Origin of the sequence: Microbacterium proteolyticum (genome assembly GCF_014192415.1) — a bacterium.
In the GTDB taxonomy this organism is placed as follows: domain Bacteria; phylum Actinomycetota; class Actinomycetes; order Actinomycetales; family Microbacteriaceae; genus Microbacterium; species Microbacterium proteolyticum.
Map to the genome: position 1 here is coordinate 259,396 of NZ_JACHXY010000002.1, position 20,756 is coordinate 280,151.

Consider the following 20,756-nt stretch of genomic DNA (forward strand, 5'->3'; position numbering starts at 1 on the left):
TCGGGTGGTGTCGGGGGTTGCCCGTACGTTGGAGGTCGGTGCTGGGCGCAGGGCCTGGCAAGTGAGGAGAAGCATGAACCTGCTGGAGACGAAGGAGAAGGTGCAGAAGGAGTTGTTCGAGGCGATTTCTGCCCAGATCGCGGGCATTGCGAGTCTGGTTACGCCCCTGGATCGGGCGAAGACCCTGGCCCAGCTCGCTCTCGCATACCGGTACACCGCAGGTGGGCAGCAGCCGGGGAGCGGTGGCGCTGAGAAGTAACCGCCTGACCCGTCGAAGCCCCGGTGTCCACGTGTTGTGGGCCGGGGCTTCGACGTGGACGGAGACGGTGATCAGTCGGGCCAGGATCCAGTTTCTGACTGCAGCGTCCCGAGGTCAGTGGTCCACTCCGCGCGCCAGCGCACAGTGGGTACGCCAGCTCCGTTCTGGAACTGTTCGGGGAAGTCAGTTCTCACTCCCATCTCGACGGGGATTTCATCTTCTCGGTGCTCGACGCGTCCGATGAGGGTGCCCGTTACGGTGATGCGCACATTCCGCGGAACGTCCGGTCCCTGATTGACGAGGTAAAAGTGGCCGGGCTCCCAATCGAAGTGAGGACCCCATTCAACGTGATGCCGCTCGACGGCGCGGGCCATCTCAAGCGCGCGCGCTTCCTCGCCCGCTCGAGCGATGGCGTTGGCCTCCTCCAGGGCGTCAGCGGCGGCCTTCTGGGCACCGAGGCGGCTCTGCGGGCCTCTTGCGCCTGTGCGCTTGACCGCGCCGCTTCACCGCTTGCCTTGTGCGCGAGATGAGCTTGGCGCCATGCGATGCCGGCGGCGACGGTGGCGATGACCAGCAACCCGACGTTGACCCACAGCGATGCCGTCTCCAAAGTGTCCCGCCCCCCTTGCTTGACCCGCGTCGGTCGCGCGGCTACCTCGTTACGGTACCAACGCGTGTCCATGGGATGGGGTGCCGCGATTTCTACAGCGCGAGGTCGTTCAGGGCACGGGAGGCGCGCGTCACATGGCGTGGCTTCGGTCGAGCACCCGTTCATCATGCAACGTCAACGCCGGTCGTCCCCTCAACCGGCTCGACCTGGCCGTACGTGTTGTCGTCGCCGAACTTCTCGTGCAGCGCTTCCCTGAACTCTCGGAGGGCCTCTCGCATCTCCTCCCCCGATCCGTCCGGGACCGGCGACGCTCGCGAGACGGTGAAGAACATCTGGCCGAGTTCGCGCAGCGATGCGGCGCGATCGCGGTGGTCGCGGAGCGTCTTCGGCTTCTCGGCCTCTGCTAGCTCACGGCGGGCTGTCTCGAGGTCGCTGAGCAAATCGGCGCCGAGTGCCTGACGCTTGGCCTCGCTGTCGACCTTTGCGGCGGCGGTGGCGGCGGCGGTCTTCCGCCGGTCGAACGAGACGCCTGCGGCTTTCGAGTATTTCGACACGCTACCGACGCTGACGCCCGCCTCACGGGCGATCTGGTTCCGGGGCACGCCCTCGCGGGCCAGGGCGACGATGCGGTCGACCTGACCCTGCGACAGTGGCTCCGAGACCGGCATGAGCCCCTAGTACTGCGCGATCGTGACGGTTCGGCCGATACCGATCTCGAACAAGGCGGCGCTCAACGCTTCGATGAGGAACTTGCGCCGGTCCGGCACGGTATGGTGCGCCTGACCGTCGACCATCACATGGTGCAGGATGTCTCCCTGTACCAGCCACGCGTAGTTCTGGTGGTCGAGCCCCTCGACGTCCATCGGGTCGACCTGTCCCCATGGGGCAGGCGCCGGCAGCCCTGCCGCGTCGAACACACGGCGGATCTGCTCGACCGATGCGTTGCGGTCATCGGCCGCCGTCAGAACCGCCTGGATCGCGGTCGAGAGCTGTTGTCTCACGTCATCGAAGGGCGTCAGGTCAGCGGCGATGCGCGCCGCCTCTACCTTCGCTGCAGCCTGGGCGGAGGACCGGGCGGCGGCTTCGTCAGCAGCTGCTCGCTGCGCGCGCCCGCGTGCGATGAGGCCCGCGAGGGTCAAGCGCTCTCGCGCCTCGGCCAGCTGCGCCGGCTTCACGTCCTGGCCGTCGACGGCGGCCTGTTCGAGCGTCCGCAGCTGCTCGACGGCGGTCTCTTCGTCGAGCTCGTCGGTCGTGTTCTGTTCGGTCATCGGGTTTCCTTCCAATTGGTGCCGCGGCGGTCACGGCGGGCCGACCGCAGTCGGTCGATGTCGGTTTCTTCTCGCTGGCCTCGCGTGGTGCGGATCTGCTCGATGGGGTCGGTCTGGTCGGGCTGTCCGCGCCGCGCGCGGATCTCGTCGATGCTGTCGGCCGGGAGTGCTTCGTCGGTCATGGTTTCCTCTGTCACGCTTCCGTCGTGAGGAAGCTGGGGGTCTGCGATCCGTGCGTGCGCGCGGCTTCGCGGTGGCGTGTGGGCGGCGTGTGTGCGGTCTATGACTTCCCGAGAAGGCCAGCGACGGCGAGCGCCCTCGCTGTCGAGCGCCACTTCATCACAAACCACTCCACCGCCGCGCGATGGGTGGGCCTGGCACGAAAAGCTGGGCTCCTCCCTCCGGTTGATCGACGACCTGAGGGCTGAACGAGAAGCGGCCCCTGTGCAGGTAGCAACTGCACAGAGGCCAGTCCGACACCACTGAGAGGAACATCGGACATGGAAACGATACAGAACAACGGATACGGCGCTGTGCTGCGGGCCCTTCGCGAAGAACTCGGATGGGGGCGGCGAGAACTCGCGCGCCGCGCGCTGATCGGCTACCGATATCTGCGCCGCGTCGAATGTGGTCGCACGGCCGCTTCGAGGCAGTGGGTCACGCACGTCATGTCCGTCATGGCAGCCGAGCTGCGCGCGCGTTCCCTGGCCGTAGCACCGTGAGCGCGAGCATCTACCGTCGCTGTGGATGCCGCACCGAGGGAGGGCGCCACTTCGGCGCGCTCCCTGAGGGGGCCACGATCGAGCAGCGCGAGAAGGCGTGCCCCCGTCTCCTAGCTGACCCCAAGCACGGGAGCTGGGGGTACTACCTAAGCGCCGGGAAGAACCCCGCGACGGGCAAACGTCAGCAGGCACGCGTTGCGGGATTCCCGACGCGCCAGGCGGCGCAGAAGGCCCGCAACGCGGAGGCCGTGAAGATCGACCCGGGGCGGTGGCTTCCGCCCACACGCGACACGCTGGCGGCCTATCTCGGCAAGTGGCTCCCCCGCCACCGCCGCACCGCCAGGAACGGCCAGGGCCTTCGCGAGACGACGCACGGGCAGTACGAGCGGTACGTCACGAATGACATCATCCCCACGCGCCTCGGCGGCATGAGGCTGAGCGATGTGCGCCGGCATCACCTGATCGCGTTCTTCGACCAGCTCGCGGAAGACGGCCGCGGGATCGGCACACAGCACAAGATCCTGGTCGTGCTACAGGCAGCGTTCTCGTCGGCGCTGCTCGACGGTCTGGTCGACGTCAACCCAGCTTTGCGCATCCCGCTCGAGGCGGAGCGCCCGAAGCGATTCGAGGCGTGGAGCCCTGTGCAGGTTGGGACCTTCCTCGACGCCGCCGTGCAGCACCGCCTCGGATCGATGTACGAGTTGGCATTCCTGTCCGGGATGCGCCGCGGTGAGCTCGTCGGGCTCCGGTGGGAGCACGTCGACCTGGCGTCGCGTGTCCTGCACGTGCAGCACACGCGTGCGCAGGCACGCCGCGGGATCGTCGAGAGCGACCCGAAGACCGAGAGCGGGCGCCGAACCGTCACGCTCGACGACGCAGCCGTGGGAGCGCTACTGGACTGGCGTCTTCGGCAGGACCGCGATCGTGAGCGCTGGGCGGAGGCGTGGACCGACAGCGGCTACGTCTTCACGATGGAGGACGGCGGCCCCGTGAAGCCGGACTACGCGACGCGCCTCTTCGAGACGCTCCGGAAGCGCGCTGGCCTGCCCAAGATCACGCTGCACGGCGCGCGTCATGAGCACGCCTCGCTGTGGATCGCCGGCGGCGGCGACGTCACACAGCTGTCGAAGCGGCTGGGACACTCGACGAGTCGGATCACCGCTGACCTCTACGTTTCGCGCGTGGGCGACGCCGACCGGGTGCACGCCGACAGGGTGGCGAGCATGATCCCGCGCGCCCCGCGTGTGCACGAACGTGTGCACGCACCACGGACTACAGAACCGGACGGGACCGCACCAGACCGGATCGACGCCGCACGGGACCGCACGAAAACGGGCTAAACCATTCGGAACCGGACCGGGCGCAACTCGCCTAGTTACTTCACACGGAAGAGGTCATCGGTTCGAGTCCGGTATCGCCCACCGCACAAGCCCTCGGTACGCCGGGGGCTTCGTCGTTTGCGGCTCTCACCCCGCGGGAGAAGATCGAGCGCGGGCACCCTCGGCAAACGCCGGGCTCCATCGCCCCGGTCGAGCTCGGAGGGACGGTCATCGCCTGACGAGGGCGCCGAGAACCCTACCGCTGCTGCCACCCGTATCGCGCGGCGAGGGCCGCGGCGACCGCATCGAAACGCTTACGGTCCAGGGCGGCCGCCTCGCGGCGCATGCCCGCGTCATGGACGAGATACACCTGCTCGACGTCGATCCACGAGGGGCGGCTCTGCGGGTCCCACTCCCCCGTACCGAGTGCGAGGTACTGGCGATCGCCGTCGTGCGGCTTGCTCGTCAGGCGCACGGCGTACGAGTGGGTGGCATCCGCTCTCCCGATGACGAGAACGGGGCGGTCCTTGCCGCGCCCGTCGCGCTCCTCGTAGGGCACCCAGGTCCAGACGATCTCGCCGCCGTCGGGTGCGTTGTCGCGTTGCGGGGCGTAGGTCAGCGTCAGCCGACGCGGCGGGTCGATCTCCATCGTTTCGCTCCCCCGCGGCGGCGCCGGGCGCTCCGACGTCCTTGCCGGCGCGGGCCGGACCGGTGCCGGGCGGTCCTGCGATGTGGACGGGCGCAGCAGGCCCAGGACGGCGGAGATCAGACGAGAGGCGGTTCCCATACCGCCCACCCTAGACACGACGTACGGGGCGCCACCGACGAGTCGGTGACGCCCCGTACGGGGTGAAGCGGATCAGCCGCGGGTGTCCGAGAGCACGTAGCCCTCTTCACCGTGCACGACGGTGTCGATGCCGGCGATCTCGTCCTCGTTCTTCACGCGGAAGCCGATGGTCTTGTCGACCGCGAAGCCGATGATGAAGGCGAGCACGAACGAGTAGATCATCACGGCGAAGGCCGCGATGGCCTGCACGAGCAGCTGCGTGAGCGAGCCGCTGTAGATGAGACCGGTGCCGTTGGCGAAGATGCCGAGGTACAGCGTTCCGATCAGACCACCGACGAGGTGGATGCCGACCACGTCGAGCGAGTCGTCGAAGCCGAGCTTGAACTTCAGCTCGATGGCGAGGGCGCAGACGGCACCGGCGACGAGCCCGAGGACGATCGCCCAGACCGGCGTCAGCGAGGCGCAGGCCGGGGTGATGGCGACCAGACCCGCCACGGCACCGGAGGCGGCGCCGACCGAGGTGGGCTTGCCGTCCTTGATCTTCTCCACGATCAGCCACGCGAGCAGGGCGGCGGCGGGAGCGGCGATCGTGTTGACGAATGCGAGGGCGGCGGTGTTGTCGGCGGCGAGCTCGGAGCCTGCGTTGAAGCCGAACCATCCGAACCACAGCAGACCCGCACCCAGCAGAACGAACGGCGGGTTGTGGGGGACGTGCGCGCCCTTCTGGAACCCGACGCGCTTGCCGAGCACCAGGGCGAGCGCGAGGGCTGCGGCACCGGCGTTGATGTGCACCGCGGTACCACCGGCGAAGTCGATGGCGCCGACGCCGAAGACGTCCTGCATGCCGTGGGTGATCCATCCGCCGTACGAGAACGACCCGTCATCGGCCAGGCCGAAGTTGAACACCCAGCTGGCGACGGGGAAGTACACGACGGTGGCCCAGATGGCGGCGAAGACCATCCACGCGCCGAACTTGGCACGGTCGGCGATGGCGCCCGAGACGAGCGCGACGGTGATGATGGCGAAGGTGGCCTGGAAAGCGACGAATGCGAGGGGCGGGTACGCCGCGCCCTCGGGCGTCTCGAGCACGCTGGCAAGGCCGAAGTTGGTGAAGTCGATCGTCCAGGGCACCTGGGTGGTGCCCTCGGCGGTGCTGGGGAAGGCGATGGAGTACCCGTAGAGCACCCACAGCACGCCCATGAGTCCCATCGCGCCGAAGCTCATCATCATCATGCTGATGACGCTCTTGGCCTTGACGAGTCCGCCGTAGAAGAATGCGAGTCCTGGCGTCATGAGCAGCACGAGTGCCGCTGCTATCAGGATGAATGCGGTGTTGCCTTGATCCATCTCGGAGGGAACCTCTCTGCAGGGACGCAGGTAAAGCGTCGGGTCCCCTCAGTGTTCCCACCCTCGGTTACCGTCGTCGTTCGCCTCGTGTTTCAGGCACGTTACAGAGAGTTCACTCCGGTAAACACTGCGTTTCGCGCAGCTTCAGGCCGCTGATGAGCCGCTCAAGAATGCGTGAGCGCCACCATGCGCGACACCGCGCGCAGGTACTTCTTGCGGTACCCGCCGCCCAGCATCTCTTCGCTGAACACGCTGCTCAACGGCACGCCCGTGGCCCGGATCGGGATCTGCGCGTCGTAGGCGCGGTCGACGAACGCGACCAAGCGCAACGCCGCCGACTGGTCGTGCAGCACCTGAACGTCGCGCAGGCCGATCGTGGTGACGCCGTCGATGAGGCGGATGAACCTCGAGGGGTGCACGCGCGCGAGGTGGCCCACGAGCTCGGAGAACGCGTCGTCGGATGCCACTCCCCCGGCGGAGGCGGCATCCACCGCCCGTCGGTACTCGTCGTCGCCGAGCACGCGGGCCGCACCGTCGATGGCGCGCTGGCGATAGTCTGTGCCGTCGATGCGGATGGTGCGGAAGCTGTCCGACATCGACTGGATCTCGCGGAGGAAGTCCTGAGCGGCGAACCGACCTTCGCCCAACGCGTTGGGCGGGGTGTTGGAGGTCGCGGCGAGCCGTGTTCCGGATGCCACGAGCTCGCCCAGCAGGCGGGTCATCACCATCGTGTCGCCCGGGTCGTCCAGCTCGAACTCGTCGATGCAGAGCAGGTCGGAGCCGCGGAACAGCTCGACCGCCTTGGCGTAGCCGAGCACGCCCACCAGCGCGGTGTACTCGATGAACGACCCGAAGTACTTCCGGCGGGCGGGCATCGCGTGGTAGATCGAGGCGAGCAGGTGGGTCTTTCCGACGCCGAAGCCGCCGTCGAGGTACACGCCCGGCTTGACCTGCGGTGCCTTCTCTGCCCGGCGGAAGAACCCGCCCTTCTTCACCGGCGCCGACTGCGTGCCCGCGAACGCCTGCAGCAGTTCCTTGGCCTCCTGCTGCGAGGGGTACGCGGCATCCGCCCGGTACGACTCGAAGGTCGCGCCGTCGAACTGCGGAGGGGGCACGAGCGCACTCACCATCTCGGAGCCCGAGACGGCCGGCTCCCGCTCGGTGAGGTGGGTGAGCCCTGTCGTTGCGGGAGTCGAGGTCATGGCCGTCCTGTGTCCAAGTCTTACGGGAGGGTGCGTGCCCCGACACGGCGGATCTAGGGTCGAAGGTGCGGTGTCCAGCCTATGCCGCCGCATCCATCGCCCCGACCGAGGAGATCCCGTGACCGTCGAGTTCGACACCACCTCGCCCAAGTTCGCCGAGTACGCCGAGCCCGGCCGTCTCGTCACCGGTGAATGGCTGCAGGAACGCCTCGGTCAGCCGGGCCTCGTCGTGGTCGAATCCGACGAGGACGTACTGCTGTACGAGACGGGGCACATTCCCGGAGCCGTGAAGGTGGACTGGCACACGGAGCTGAACGACCCCGTCGTCCGCGACTACGTCGACGGCGAGGGCTTCGCTCGGCTGTTGAGCCGCAAGGGCATCTCGCGCGACGACACCGTCGTCATCTACGGCGACAAGAACAACTGGTGGGCCGCCTACGCGCTGTGGGTGTTCTCGCTGTTCGGCCACGCCGACGTCCGCCTGCTCGACGGCGGCCGCGACAAATGGATCGCCGAGGGGCGCCCCGTCACGACAGGGAAGACGGTCGTCGAGACCACCGAGTACCCGGTGGTCGAGCGCGACGACTCCGTCATCCGCGCATACAAAGACGACGTGCTCCGCCACCTCGGCAACCCGCTCATCGACGTGCGCTCGCCGGAGGAGTACTCGGGCGAGCGCACGACGGCTCCCGCCTACCCCGAAGAAGGGGCGTTGCGCGCCGGGCACATCCCGAGCGCCCAAAGTGTTCCGTGGGGCAAGGCCGTGGCCGAGGACGGCGGCTTCAAGTCGCGTGCCGAATTGGATGCCATCTACCGCGACGGTGCGGGCCTCTCGGACGGCGACAAGGTCGTGGCCTACTGCCGCATCGGCGAACGCTCGAGCCACACGTGGTTCGTGCTCCGGCACCTCCTCGGGTTCGACGATGTGCGCAACTACGACGGCTCGTGGACCGAGTGGGGCAGCGCGGTGCGCGTGCCCATCGTGTCGGGTGCGGAGCCCGGCGAGGTGCCCGGGCGCTGATGCCGCCATCGAGCCCGAGCGCGACGGGCGTGGGAGGATGACGGTGATGTCCGACAACGCCCTCCCCGCCCGCCTCGCCGAGATCCGCGACGAATTCCTCGAGCTCGAGGAGCCCGACCGGCTGCAATTGCTGCTGGAGTTCTCCCAGGAGTTGCCCGAGGTGCCGGCCGAGTACGCCGATCATCCCGAGATGCGCGAGCGGGTCGTGGAATGCCAGTCGCCGGTCTACATCATCGTCACCGTCGACGACGACGACAGCGTCGCGATGCACGCCACCGCTCCGGCCGAGGCGCCGACCACGCGCGGGTTCGCGAGCATCCTCGCCCAGGGGCTCACCGGGCTGAGTGCCGACGAAGTGCTCGGCGTGCCCGACGATTTCCCGCAGAGCATCGGCCTCACCCGCGCCGTGAGTCCGCTGCGCATCGCCGGGATGACGGGAATGTTGATGCGCGTCAAGCGTCAGGTCCGCGCCAAGCGGGCTGCCTGAGACCCGCCGTCCGGTCCCCGTTCTCGGGGCGGGTTTCGCGGTTCGGGGCGTGCATACACGCCCCCACACGCAGAATGCGCCCAGAAGCCCCGGAGACTCTCGCGTCAGTCGCGGGCGAAGCCCCGTGCGCGCACCCAGTCCGTGATGGCGGTGACCCAGCGGGTCTCGTCGTAGTTCCACAGCTTCGTGTGGCGGGCCACGTGGAAGGTCTCCATCGTCACGAGGTCGGGCCGGGCGGCAGCCAGAGCGTGCGACGCGTCGGACGGCACGAACCCGTCGTCGTCGCTATGGAGCACGAGCATCGGATGCCGGAGTTCGCGGGCGCGCGCCACGCCGTCGAGACGGTCGAGGGGGATCGCCTCGCCGCTGCCCAGGACGGCCGCGCCCCAGTTCGACGCGAGGGCGTTCTGGGCGACGGCGATCACGGGCGCGGGCAATCGCATGAGGCGCCCATGGAAGCGGAGCACGGTACGCCAGTCGACGACCGGCGACTCGAGCACGAGACCCGCGATGACGTCGGCGTGGGGCGATTCGAGGGCGGCCTGAAGGGCGAGCGCGCCGCCCATCGACCACCCCATGACGATGACGTGCCGGGCGCCCTGGCGGCGTGCGTAACCGATGGCGGCGTCGAGGTCGCGCCACTCAGTGGCGCCGAGCGCGTAGGTGCCGGACGCGCTCTTCGGCGCTTCGCCGTCGTTCCGGTAGGACACGAGGAGGCTAGTGATGCCGAGGTCGTGGAACACGGGGACCGCGCGCAGCGCCTCGGCCTTGGTCGTGCCGCGGCCGTGCACCTGGATCACCCAGATGTCCGTCGCGGCCGGGGTGGCGAACTCCCAGGCGGGGCAGGGTCCGACACCGGTGTCGATGTCGACGGTGCGGAACGGACGGCGCACCTGCTCGGGGCGGTCGTAGTACCACCCGCTGAAGGCGGCGTCCGGTGCGAGGTCGCCGTCAGCGGTGACGTGAGTGAGGAGCTTGCGGGTCACCGTGTTCTCGTCCTCACCCACGATCGAGCCGAGGCGCACGTAGTCGACCGTGCCGACCGTGAACAGGCCGTACCGGCCCGGCAACGCCGTGTCGGGTGTGCGCACGAGGGTGATGGTCTGAGCGGCGGGATCGACGCGCACGATGCGCGTGTCGGGCAGGCGGCCCGCGGGGTGCACGACGGTGCGCGCGACGCGCAGCGACACCGCGCCGAGGGCCGCAGTCGAGGCGGCGAGCGTCAGGCTGAGAGCTGACAGAGCGATGCGGATGCCGGTCGCTCCGCGTTGCGTTGCGCGGGGACCTGCGGCGCGCCTGGGAGCGTTCATCGAGGCCTCACTCTAGTCTGTGGCCGTGAGTGACCAGCGCGCGGCGGAGGCCGCCAGCCCCTTCGCGCGGGCAGCCGAAGAGGTGCGCGCCACCACCTTCCGCGAAGACCTGGTCGTTCGCGAAATCCCCTCGCCCGCCGGGCTCGCGCCGTTCTCGCTGGCCCTGGCCGGCGACGTGCGCCCCGAGGAACACGCGACGGACTCGCCTTTCGGTACGGGGCGCTTCATCTTGCTGCACGATCCCGAAGAGCCGGAACCGTGGGGTGGGGCGTGGCGCATCGTGTGCTTCGCGCAGGCGCCCCTCGAGCCCGAGATCGGGGTCGACCCCCTGCTGGCGGAAGTGGCGTGGTCGTGGCTCATCGACGCCCTCGACTCGCGCGGGGCGGAGCGGCACTCGGAATCGGGTACGGCCACCAAGACACTCTCCACCGGCTTCGGCGCCCTCGCCTCGCAGGGCGAGGGGTCGCAGATCGAACTTCGCGCGTCATGGTCGCCGCGCGGTCCCTTCCGCCCGCACCTCGAGGCGTGGGCGGAGCTCGTGTGCATGCTCGCCGGCCTCCCCCCGGGGTCGGAGGGTGTCGCAGTGTTCGGAGCCCGGAGGCCCACGCGTGGTTGAGTACATCGTCATCGAGGATGCCGCGGGGCTCAGCTCCGCGTGCGAGGCCCTGGCCGCGGGGCACGGTCCCGTCGCGGTCGACGTCGAACGGGCGTCGGGGTTCCGCTATTCCCAACGCGCCTACCTCATCCAGGTGTTCCGCCGCGGCGCGGGCGTCTTCCTCTTCGACCCGTCGACCATCGAGGACTTCTCGCCGCTGCAGGAGGCGATCGGCGACGTCGAGTGGGTGTTCCACGCGGCGAGCCAGGACCTCCCCTCTCTGCGCGAGCGCGGTCTCGAGCCGCCGTCGATCTTCGACACCGAGCTGGGCTCCCGCGTGCTCGGCCACGAGCGCGTGGGACTCGGCGCGGTCGTCGAGCAGACGTTGGGGATCACCCTGGCCAAGGCCCACTCGGCCGCCGACTGGTCGACGCGCCCGCTGCCGGCATCCTGGCTCGAGTACGCCGCCCTCGACGTGGAGCATCTCATCGATGTTCGCGACGTGCTCGTGGCCGAACTCGACGAGCAGCAGAAGACGGAGTTCGCTCGGCAGGAGTTCCAGGCGGTGCTCGAGCGCCTCCCCAAGCCCGTGCGCGACGACCCGTGGCGTCGCCTCAGCGGTCTGCACTCCGTGCGCGGTCGCCGCTCCCTCGCCATCGCCCGTTCGCTCTGGCAGGCCCGCGAGGACTACGCCCGTGAGCAGGACGTCGCCCCGGGGCGTCTCGTGCCCGATCGCGCCCTCGTGGCGGCCATCCTGGCCGACCCGCAGAGCAAGCAGGCGCTGGCCGGCGTGAAGGAGTTCAACGGACGAGCCAGCCGCACGCAGCTCGACCGCTGGTGGAACGCCATCGTGGCGGGCCGCGAGGCGACGGAGCTGCCCGCCGACCGCGTCCCGAGCGATACGCTGCCGCCTCCCCGCGCGTGGGTCGACCGCAACCCCGAGGCCGATCGGCGGCTCAAGGCCGCACGCCCGGCGGTCGAGGCGCGCGCGGAAGAGCTGCGGATGCCGACCGAGAACCTCCTGACGCCAGAGACGCTGCGCCGCGTCGCGTGGGCCCCGCCCGCCGAGGTGACGGCCGACTCGATCGGTGCGGCCCTCATCGACCTGGGTGCGCGACCCTGGCAGATTGATCAGACCGCACAGGTGATCGCGGATAGTTTTGTAGCTTCCCTCAGCGCGGAAGACGACGACCCCGTCATCGATTCGTAGGTTCGGACAACCGATTCCCGAGCGCGAAACCGCCTTCCTAGGCTGGGATCATCCCAAACACTGGAGGCAGAGTGGCCGAGATGACGGACGTCTTCTTCGTCGACGGAATGCGCACCCCCTTCGGGCGCGCCGGCGAGAAGGGCATGTACCGGAACACCCGGGCTGACGACCTGGTGGTCAAGGCGATCATCGGGTTGATGGAGCGCAACGGCGACGTGCCGAAGGACCGGATCGACGACGTGGCCATCGCCGCGACCTCGCAGACCGGTGACCAGGGTCTGACGCTGGGCCGCACGGCGGCGATTCTGGCGGGGCTCCCGATGACGGTGCCGGGGCTGGCGATCGAGCGCATGTGCGCGGGCGCCATGACGAGCGTTACGACGATGGGTGCCTCGATCGGCGTCGGGATGTACGACCTCGCCCTCGCGGGCGGTGTCGAGCACATGGGCCGACACCCCATCGGTGGCAACGTCGACCCCAACCCGCGCTTCGTGGCGGAGAGGCTGGTCGATCCGGGCGCGCTCAACATGGGTGTCACCGCCGAGCGCATTCACGACCGCTTCCCGCACCTCACCAAGGAACGCGCAGACCGCTTCGGCGCCACGAGCCAGCACAAGGTGCAGGCGGCCTACGAGGCGGGAAAGATCCAACCCGACCTGGTTCCGGTCGCCGTCAAGGACGCCGAGGGCGCCTGGGGCCTCGCCACCGAAGACGAGGGGCGCCGCCCCGAGACCACGGTCGAGGGACTCGCGACGCTCAAGACGCCGTTCCGACCCCACGGTCGAGTGACCGCGGGGACCTCGTCGCCGCTCACCGACGGCGCGACCATCAGCCTGCTCGCAGGCCGCGACGCCGTGAAGGAGTTCGGTCTCGCTCCCAAGATGCGCATGGTGTCGTTCGCGTTCGCCGGCGTCGAGCCCGAGATCATGGGCATCGGCCCGATCCCCTCGACCGAGAAGGCTCTGAAGAAGGCCGGACTCACGATCGACGACATCGGTCTGTTCGAACTGAACGAGGCCTTCGCCATCCAGGTGATCTCGTTGCTCGACCACTTCGGTATCGCCGACGACGATCCGCGCGTGAACCCATGGGGCGGTGCGATCGCCCTCGGCCACCCGCTCGCGGCATCCGGGGTCCGTCTCATGATCCAACTCGCCGCGCAGTTCGCCGAGCGCCCCGATGTGCGCTACGGCCTCACGGCCATGTGCGTGGGTCTCGGCCAGGGCGGTTCGGTCATCTGGGAGAACCCGTTCTTCAACGGAAAGAAGAAGCGCAAGTGACCGACTACGCAACCATCGACTTCACGCCCCTCGATGCCCTCACCGGCGACGAGGTGGTCACCCACTCCCCCGTGCGTGACGTGCGGTTGCCCTCGGGCAACGTGCTCGCCCTGATCACGCTCGACAACGGCCGTGATCACACGCGTCCGAACACCCTCGGGCCGGCCACCCTCGCCGAACTCGGGCAGACGCTCGAAACGCTGAAGAAGCGCGCCGCCGCGGGTGAGATCCACGCGGTGGCCGTCACCGGCAAGCAGTACATCCTCGCCGCGGGTGCCGACCTGTCGGATGTCGCGAAGCTGCCCTCGAAAGACGTCGCGCGGCTCATCGCGCAGCGCGGTCATCAGGTGATCGGGTCGTTGTCCGATCTGGGCGTGCCCTCGTTCGCGTTCGTCAACGGGCTCGCCCTGGGCGGTGGCCTCGAGATCGCCTTGAACTCGACCTACCGCACGGTCGACGCGTCGGCGGCGGCGGTCGCGCTGCCCGAGGTGTTCCTCGGCATCATCCCCGGCTGGGGCGGCGCGTACCTGCTGCCCAACCTCATCGGCATCGAGAACGCCCTCGAGGTCGTCATCTCGAACCCGCTCAAGCAGAACCGCATGCTCAAGCCGCAGCAGGCTTTCGACCTCGGGATCATGGATGCGATCTTCCCCGCGGCGTCCTACCTCGAAGACTCGCTGAGGTGGGCCGACGGCGTGCTCACCGGCCGCGTGAAGGTCGAGCGCAAGAACGAGCCCGGCAAGATCGAGCGTCTGACGAAGTGGCCCATCGCGATCAAGGTCGCGCGCGGCATGCTCGAGTCCAAGATCGGAACGGTCCCCCGCTCCCCCTACGTCGCGCTCGACCTGCTCGACAAGGCGAAGAGCGGTACGAAGGCCGAGGGCTTCGCCCGCGAGGACGAGGCTCTCGCCGACCTCATCACGGGCGATCAGTTCGCGGCATCCATGTACGCCTTCGATCTCGTGCAGAAGCGCGCGAAGCGTCCGGTCGGAGCCCCCGACAAGGCGTTGGCGAAGAAAGTCACGAAGGTCGGCGTCATCGGCGCGGGACTCATGGCCTCGCAGTTCGCGCTGTTGTTCGTGCGCAGACTCCGCGTGCCCGTCGTCATCACCGACCTCGACCAGGGCCGCGTCGACAAGGGTGTGGCATCCATTCGCGAAGAGATCGGCAAGCTCGAAGCCAAGGGTCGCCTGGACGGCGACACCGCCAACCAGCTTCGGGCCCTCGTGCACGGCACGACGGACAGGTCGGAGTTCGCCGACTGCGACTTCGTCATCGAGGCCGTGTTCGAAGAGGTCGGCGTGAAGCAGGACGTGTTCTCTGCCATCGAGAAGATCGTCGCCGACGACGCGATCCTGGCCACCAACACCTCGTCGCTGTCGGTGGCCGAGATCGCCTCCGTGCTGCAGAACCCCGAACGCCTCGTCGGCTTCCACTTCTTCAATCCCGTCGCGGTCATGCCCCTCATCGAGGTCGTGAAGACGGATGCCACGAGCGACGCCGCCCTGTCGACGGCCTTCGTCGTCGCCAAGGGATTGGGCAAGAACGCCGTGCTCACCGCGGACGCCCCCGGGTTCGTCGTGAACCGTCTGCTGGCGAAGGTCATGGGCGAGGCCGCACGCGCGGTCTACGAGGGCACACCGATCACGGTGGTGGAGAAGGCGTTCGCGCCCCTCGGGTTGCCGATGGGCCCGTTCCAGCTCATCGACCTCGTGGGCTGGAAGGTCGCGGCTCACGTGCAGGACACGATGGCGCACGCTTTCCCCGACCGATTCTTCTCGTCCGAGAACTTCCACGAGCTCGCGGCCCTCCCCGAGGTCGTCGAGAAGGACAAGGGCGGTCGCGTGACCGGTTGGAGCAAGGCCGCGCAGAAGGTCCTCGTCACCGGGAAGACGCCGGTCGCGCCCGAGACGATCCTCGCCCGTGTGCAGGACGGCCTCGCGCAGGAGATCAAGATCATGCTCGACGAGGGCGTGGTCCCCGAGGTGCAGGACATCGACCTGTGTCTCATTCTCGGCGCCGGCTGGCCTTTCATCGACGGTGGGGCCTCGCCCTACCTCGACCGTGAGGGGGCGTCCGACCGCGCCTTCGGCGACACGTTCCACCACCCGCCCATCCGCGGCATCGAGGCCTGAGCCCTCGTATACGACAGCGGCGCCGTCCCCGAGGGGGCGGCGCCGCTGTCGTTCGCGAAGGCTCTACGGGCGCGACTTCTCCCACTCGTCCATCGTGGGGATCGAGCCCGTGGGCGTCTGCCGCGCCATGGGGATACGGGTGCCGAGCACCTGAGCGACGACGTCGTGTGCGATCTTGGACGCCGTGAGGCCGGCGTCCTCGAAGATCTGCTCGCGCGTGGCGTGGTCGATGAACTCATCGGGGATGCCGAGCTCGTCGACGGCCGTGTCCACACCCGCTTCGCGCAGCACCTGCCGCACGCGGGTACCGACACCGCCGACACGGATGCCGTCTTCGATCGTGATGACGAGACGGTGATCGCGCGCGAGGTCGACGATCGACGGCTGCACGGGGATGGCCCAGCGCGGGTCGATGACGGTCGCTCCGATGCCCTGCGCCTCGAGTCGCTCGGCGACCTCGAGGGCGAGGTGGACCATCGGGCCGATGCCGACCAGCAGCACGTCTTCGCTCGCCCCGCGTCGCAGCACATCGACGCCGTCGTGGAGACGCTCGATCGCCTCGACGTCGTCGTTCACCTTGCCCTTGGGGTAGCGCACCACCGTCGGGGCGTCTTCGATCGCCGTCGCCTCGCGGAAGACCTCGCGGAGGCGCGTCGCATCGCGAGGGGCGGCGATCCGGATGCCGGGCACCAGCTGCAGCATGGCCAGGTCCCAGATGCCGTGGTGGCTCGGGCCGTCGGGGCCGGTCACACCCGCGCGGTCGAGCACGAAGGTGACGCCGGCTTTGTGCAGGGCGACGTCCATCATGACCTGGTCGAACGCCCGGTTCATGAAGGTGGCGTAGATGGCGACGACGGGGTGCAGGCCGCCGAAGGCGAGACCCGCGGCCGAGGCGACGGCGTGCTGCTCGGCGATGCCGACGTCGTAGACCCGCTCGGGGAAGCGCTCGGCGAACTGCTGCAGCCCGGTGGGGCGCAGCATCGCCGCGGTCATCGCGATGACGTCGTCTCGCTCGGCGCCGACCTTCACCAGTTCTTCCGCGAAGACGTCGGTCCACTGCAGACCGCCGCCGGCGCCGAGTGCTTCTCCCGTGATCGGGTCGATCTTGCCCACGGCGTGGAACTGGTCGGCCACGTCGCTCATGGCCGGGGCGTAGCCGCTGCCCTTGTCGGTGATCGCGTGCACGATGACCGGGGCGCCGTACGACTTCGCCAGCTCGAGGGTCTCGATGAGCGACTCGAAGTCGTGGCCGTCGATGGGGCCGAGGTACTTGATGTCAAGGTTGCTGTAGAGCGCCTCGTTGTTGGTGAAGCGCGACAGGAAGCCGTGGGTGCCCCCGCGCACACCGCGATAGACGGCGCGGGCGGCGGGACCGAGGCGGCGGAACAGGGTGTCGGAGCCGCGGTGCAGCGTGCGATAAGCGTCGTTGGTGCGCACACGGTTGAGATAACGGGCCATGCCGCCGATGGTGGGCGCGTAAGACCGGCCGTTGTCGTTGACGACGATGACGAGGTTGCGGTCGTTGTCGTCGCTGATGTTGTTGAGCGCCTCCCACGTCATGCCACCCGTGAGGGCACCGTCACCCACGACGGCGACGACGTGCCGATCGCGGCGAGAGGTGCGGCTGAAGGCCCGCGAGACCCCGTCGGCCCAGCTGAGGGAGCTGGACGCGTGCGAGGACTCCACGACGTCGTGTTCGCTCTCGGAGCGCTGCGGGTAGCCGGCGAGTCCGCCGCGTGAGCGCAGGGCCGAGAAATCCTGCCGACCGGTGAGCATCTTGTGCACGTACGACTGGTGGCCGGTGTCGAAGATGATGGGGTCGGAAGGAGAGTCGAAGACCTTGTGCAAGGCGATCGTGAGTTCGACGACGCCGAGGTTGGGACCGAGATGTCCACCCGTGCGGGCGACGTTCTCGACGAGGAACGAGCGGACCTCCGTGGCCAGCTGGCGCAGCTCGTCAGGGGTGAGCGCGTCGAGGTCGCGGGGTCCATGAATGCCGGGCAGGAGAGCCATTCGACTCCTCTCGTGCGGTGCGCGCAGTGGTACGCGTACTGATGAATTCTAGTCTCGGAGGGTGCGCCGGGCTCGGCAACGGCTTGCGCGCGGCGCCGCGACCCGACCGCGCGACGTACGCGCGCCGTCCACCGGAGCACCGCCGCACGCCGAGGGGTCGGCGACCCGTGACGAACGCGATGTGCCCCGGGAGCGAGAGCTCCCGGGGCACATCGTCGCGGGGTGGATCAGACGAGCGAGCGCAGCACGTACTGCAGGATGCCGCCGTTGCGGTAGTAGTCGGCCTCACCGGGGGTGTCGATGCGGACCACGGCGTCGAACGTCACGGTCTGCTTGCCCTCGGGCGAGAACTCGCTGGGCTCGGCCGTGACCTTCACCGTCTTGGGGGTGACGCCCTCGTTCAGCTGCTCGAGACCCTCGATCGAGATGACCTCGGTGCCGTCGAGTCCGAGCGACTTCCAGCTCTCGCCGGCGGGGAACTGCAGCGGCACCACGCCCATACCGATCAGGTTCGAGCGGTGGATGCGCTCGAAGCTCTCGGTGATGACGGCCTTAACACCGAGGAGCTTGGTTCCCTTGGCCGCCCAGTCGCGCGACGAGCCGGAGCCGTACTCCTTGCCACCGAAGATGACCAGCGGGGTGTCCTGGTCCTGGTAGTTCTGGCACGCGTCGTAGATGTACGACTTCGGGCCGCCCTCCTGGGTGAAGTCGCGGGTCCAGCTGCCCTCGACGATCTGGCCGTCGTTGACGGCCGCGACCATCTCGTTCTTCAAACGGATGTTGGCGAAGGTGCCGCGGATCATGACCTCGTGGTTACCGCGGCGCGAGCCGTAGGAGTTGAAGTCCTTCTGCGCGACGCCGTGCTCGGTGAGGTACTGGGCGGCGGGAGTGCCCGCCTTGATGTTGCCGGCCGGGCTGATGTGGTCGGTGGTGACCGAATCGCCGAGCGTGGCCATGACGCGCGCACCGGTGATGTCGCGCACCGGGTCGGGCTGCATGGTCATGCCCTCGAAGTAGGGAGCCTTGCGCACGTACGTGGAGTCGGCATCCCATTCGAAGATCGGGCCGGTCGGAGTGGGCAGGTTCTTCCAGCGCTCGTCACCCTCGAAGACGGTGGCGTACTGCTGGATGAACTGCTCGCGCGAGATCGACGCGTCGATGATCGTCTGAACCTGGTCGGGAGCGGGCCAGATGTCCTTCAAGAAGACGTCATCGCCGTTCTGGTCGGTGCCGAGCGCGTCGGTCTCGAAGTCGAAGTTCATCGAACCGGCGAGTGCGTAGGCGACCACCAGCGGCGGGGATGCCAGGTAGTTCATCTTCACGTCGGGGCTGATGCGACCCTCGAAGTTGCGGTTGCCCGAGAGCACCGCGGTGACGGCCAGGTCGTTCTCGTTGACGGCTTCGGAGACCTCTTCGATCAGCGGGCCGGAGTTGCCGATGCAGATCGTGCAGCCGTAGCCGACGGTGTAGAAGCCGAGGCCCTCGAGCGACTTGTCGAGGCCCGACTTCTCGTAGTAGTCGGTGACGACCTTCGAGCCCGGTCCGAGCGTCGTCTTGACCCAGGGCTTGCGCTTCAGGCCCTTGTCGACGGCGTTCTTGGCGAGCAGGCCCGCCGCGATCATAACCGAGGGATTCGAGGTGTTGGTGCACGACGTGATGGCGGCAAGCGTGACCGCGCCATTGTCGAGCAGGTACGACTGGCCGTCGGGCGTCGTCACCTTGACCGGCTTCGAGACGTTCGCCGGGTGGCCGGACGAGATAAGCACGTCGCTGTCGGTGACGTCCTCGGTCTCTTCACCGGGGACGGAACCCGGGTCGGAGGCGGGGAACGTGCCGTCGACCTCGAGGTCGACCACCGAGTCGGTGGTGGAGACGGCGGCGTAGTTCAGGATGTCCTTCTCGAACTGCGACTTGGCCTCGGAGAGCAGGATGCGGTCCTGCGGACGCTTGGGCCCTGCGATCGAGGGGACGACGGTCGAGAGGTCGAGTTCGATGAACTCGCTGAACGACAGTTCGCGCGACGGGTCGTGCCACAGCTTCTGCTCTTTGGCGTACGCCTCGACCAGGTCGACGGTCTGCTCGTCGCGGCCGGTGAGGCGCAGGTACTCGAGGGTGACGTCGTCGATGGGGAACATCGCGGCCGTCGAGCCGAATTCGGGGCTCATGTTGCCGATGGTGGCGCGGTTGGCCAGCGGCACAGAGGCGACGCCTTCGCCGTAGAACTCGACGAACTTGCCGACCACGCCGTGCTTGCGCAGCATGTCGGTGATGGTGAGCACGACGTCGGTGGCCGTGACGCCCGCGGGGATCTCGCCCGAGAGCTTGAAGCCGACGACGCGCGGGATGAGCATCGACACGGGCTGTCCGAGCATCGCGGCCTCGGCCTCGATGCCGCCGACGCCCCAGCCGAGCACGCCCAGACCGTTGACCATCGTGGTGTGCGAGTCGGTGCCGACGCAGGTGTCGGGGTAAGCGCGCAGGACGCCGTCGACCGTGCGGTCGTAGATGACCTTGGCCAGGTGCTCGATGTTGACCTGGTGCACGATGCCGGTGCCCGGGGGGACGACCTTGAAGTCGTCGAAGGCGGTCTGGCCCCAGCGCAGGAACTGGTACCGCTCGCCGTTGCGTTCGTACTCGATCTCGACGTTGCGCTCGAGGGCGTTCTCGCTGCCGAAGAGGTCGGCGATCACCGAGTGGTCGATGACCATCTCGGCGGGCGAGAGCGGGTTGATCTTGTTGGGGTCGCCGCCGAGGGCGGTGACGGCCTCGCGCATGGTGGCGAGGTCGACGATGCAGGGAACACCGGTGAAGTCCTGCATCACCACGCGCGCGGGGGTGAACTGGATCTCGGTGTCGGGGTCGGCCGTGGGCACCCACGACCCGAGCGCCTGGATCTGCTCTTTGGTGACGTTGGCGCCGTCTTCGGTGCGCAGCAGGTTCTCGAGCAGCACCTTGAGGCTGAAGGGGAGCTTCTCGTGACCGGCGACCGTGTCGATCCGGAAGATCTCGTAGTCGGTGCTGCCGACTGTCAGGGTGCTCTTTGCACCGAAGCTGTCAACCGTGGACACGATCGTCTCCTTCGTCGGCGAATGCGCAGGCGTAGGCCCGCTTCTTCCCATCTTCCCCGCGCTGCGAGGCCGATTCCAGGAAGGTCGACCTAACCGCGCGGAGCGACGGATTTATCTTGATGT

19 protein-coding genes are annotated in these 20,756 nt (G+C 68.4%); 10 read left to right on the plus strand and 9 right to left on the minus strand.

Features of this window, described 5'->3' with window-relative positions:
* Positions 1-61 precede the first annotated feature (61 nt).
* Both FHS07_RS09575 and FHS07_RS09580 read left to right on the plus strand, forming a co-directional pair.
* Positions 62-259, plus strand: a complete 198-nt coding sequence (locus tag FHS07_RS09575; RefSeq protein WP_183419693.1) for a hypothetical protein — start codon at positions 62-64, stop codon at positions 257-259.
* Between the two features lie 224 nt (positions 260-483).
* Positions 484-789, plus strand: coding sequence for a hypothetical protein (locus tag FHS07_RS09580; protein WP_183419694.1), 306 nt, complete (start codon positions 484-486; stop codon positions 787-789).
* Between the two features lie 244 nt (positions 790-1,033).
* Here the strand turns inward: FHS07_RS09580 and FHS07_RS09585 are convergent, their stop codons facing one another.
* The 3 genes from FHS07_RS09585 to FHS07_RS09595 form a co-directional block, all read right to left on the minus strand.
* Positions 1,034-1,423, minus strand: coding sequence for a hypothetical protein (locus FHS07_RS09585; RefSeq protein ID WP_183419695.1), 390 nt, complete (start codon positions 1,421-1,423; stop codon positions 1,034-1,036).
* 120 nt (positions 1,424-1,543) lie between these two features.
* Complete coding sequence (locus tag FHS07_RS09590) at positions 1,544-2,137, minus strand: hypothetical protein (protein ID WP_183419696.1); 594 nt, start codon at positions 2,135-2,137, stop codon at positions 1,544-1,546.
* Positions 2,134-2,319, minus strand: a complete 186-nt coding sequence (locus FHS07_RS09595) for a hypothetical protein (RefSeq protein WP_183419697.1) — start codon at positions 2,317-2,319, stop codon at positions 2,134-2,136. The genes FHS07_RS09590 and FHS07_RS09595 overlap by 4 nt, the downstream gene beginning before the upstream one ends.
* A gap of 318 nt (positions 2,320-2,637) precedes the next feature.
* Between FHS07_RS09595 and FHS07_RS09600 the strand changes: the two genes are divergently transcribed.
* Positions 2,638-2,859, plus strand: a complete 222-nt coding sequence (locus FHS07_RS09600) for a helix-turn-helix domain-containing protein (protein ID WP_183419698.1) — start codon at positions 2,638-2,640, stop codon at positions 2,857-2,859.
* Positions 2,856-4,199, plus strand: a complete 1,344-nt coding sequence (locus FHS07_RS16495) for a tyrosine-type recombinase/integrase (protein ID WP_183419699.1) — start codon at positions 2,856-2,858, stop codon at positions 4,197-4,199. The genes FHS07_RS09600 and FHS07_RS16495 overlap by 4 nt, the downstream gene beginning before the upstream one ends.
* Positions 4,200-4,434: 235 nt before the next feature.
* Here FHS07_RS16495 and FHS07_RS09610 read toward each other — a convergent pair whose 3' ends face one another.
* The 3 genes from FHS07_RS09610 to zapE form a co-directional block, all read right to left on the minus strand.
* Entirely contained in the window at positions 4,435-4,965 is a 531-nt protein-coding gene (locus FHS07_RS09610; RefSeq protein WP_183419700.1) for a type II toxin-antitoxin system PemK/MazF family toxin, read from the minus strand.
* Between the two features lie 72 nt (positions 4,966-5,037).
* The gene (locus FHS07_RS09615) at positions 5,038-6,312 is read right to left on the minus strand and encodes an ammonium transporter (protein WP_183419701.1); all 1,275 of its coding nucleotides are present in this window, start codon (positions 6,310-6,312) and stop codon (positions 5,038-5,040) included.
* Between the two features lie 164 nt (positions 6,313-6,476).
* Positions 6,477-7,514 (minus strand): cell division protein ZapE, encoded by a 1,038-nt coding sequence (gene zapE / locus FHS07_RS09620; protein WP_183419702.1) that lies wholly within the window; start codon positions 7,512-7,514, stop codon positions 6,477-6,479.
* A gap of 118 nt (positions 7,515-7,632) precedes the next feature.
* Here zapE and FHS07_RS09625 point away from each other — a divergent pair, with 118 nt between their 5' ends.
* Positions 7,633-8,535: a rhodanese-like domain-containing protein gene (locus tag FHS07_RS09625; protein WP_183419703.1), complete on the plus strand. Its 903-nt coding sequence runs from the start codon at positions 7,633-7,635 to the stop codon at positions 8,533-8,535.
* A gap of 46 nt (positions 8,536-8,581) precedes the next feature.
* Complete coding sequence (locus FHS07_RS09630) at positions 8,582-9,022, plus strand: SufE family protein (RefSeq protein WP_183419704.1); 441 nt, start codon at positions 8,582-8,584, stop codon at positions 9,020-9,022.
* Positions 9,023-9,126: 104 nt separating this feature from the next.
* Here FHS07_RS09630 and FHS07_RS09635 read toward each other — a convergent pair whose 3' ends face one another.
* Entirely contained in the window at positions 9,127-10,332 is a 1,206-nt protein-coding gene (locus FHS07_RS09635) for an alpha/beta hydrolase family protein (protein ID WP_183419705.1), read from the minus strand.
* A gap of 25 nt (positions 10,333-10,357) precedes the next feature.
* Here FHS07_RS09635 and FHS07_RS09640 point away from each other — a divergent pair, with 25 nt between their 5' ends.
* The 4 genes from FHS07_RS09640 to FHS07_RS09655 all read left to right on the plus strand — a co-directional run bounded on the left by FHS07_RS09640 (position 10,358) and on the right by FHS07_RS09655 (position 15,552).
* Positions 10,358-10,948, plus strand: coding sequence for a DUF3000 domain-containing protein (locus FHS07_RS09640; protein ID WP_343054665.1), 591 nt, complete (start codon positions 10,358-10,360; stop codon positions 10,946-10,948).
* Positions 10,941-12,137 (plus strand): HRDC domain-containing protein, encoded by a 1,197-nt coding sequence (locus FHS07_RS09645; RefSeq protein ID WP_183419707.1) that lies wholly within the window; start codon positions 10,941-10,943, stop codon positions 12,135-12,137. Before FHS07_RS09640 ends, FHS07_RS09645 begins: the two co-directional genes overlap by 8 nt.
* 71 nt (positions 12,138-12,208) lie before the next feature.
* Positions 12,209-13,417: an acetyl-CoA C-acyltransferase gene (locus FHS07_RS09650; RefSeq protein ID WP_183419708.1), complete on the plus strand. Its 1,209-nt coding sequence runs from the start codon at positions 12,209-12,211 to the stop codon at positions 13,415-13,417.
* Complete coding sequence (locus tag FHS07_RS09655) at positions 13,414-15,552, plus strand: 3-hydroxyacyl-CoA dehydrogenase NAD-binding domain-containing protein (RefSeq protein WP_183419709.1); 2,139 nt, start codon at positions 13,414-13,416, stop codon at positions 15,550-15,552. Before FHS07_RS09650 ends, FHS07_RS09655 begins: the two co-directional genes overlap by 4 nt.
* 63 nt (positions 15,553-15,615) lie before the next feature.
* On the opposite strand, the gene dxs is transcribed toward FHS07_RS09655, so the two are convergent.
* Together dxs and acnA are read right to left on the minus strand one after the other, a co-directional pair.
* Positions 15,616-17,565, minus strand: coding sequence for a 1-deoxy-D-xylulose-5-phosphate synthase (dxs, locus tag FHS07_RS09660; protein ID WP_183419710.1), 1,950 nt, complete (start codon positions 17,563-17,565; stop codon positions 15,616-15,618).
* Positions 17,566-17,792: 227 nt separating this feature from the next.
* Positions 17,793-20,633 carry an aconitate hydratase AcnA gene (acnA, locus tag FHS07_RS09665; protein WP_343054666.1) on the minus strand — a complete coding sequence of 947 codons (2,841 nt, stop codon included), beginning with the start codon at positions 20,631-20,633 and terminating at the stop codon, positions 17,793-17,795.
* Positions 20,634-20,756: the final 123 nt, after the last annotated feature.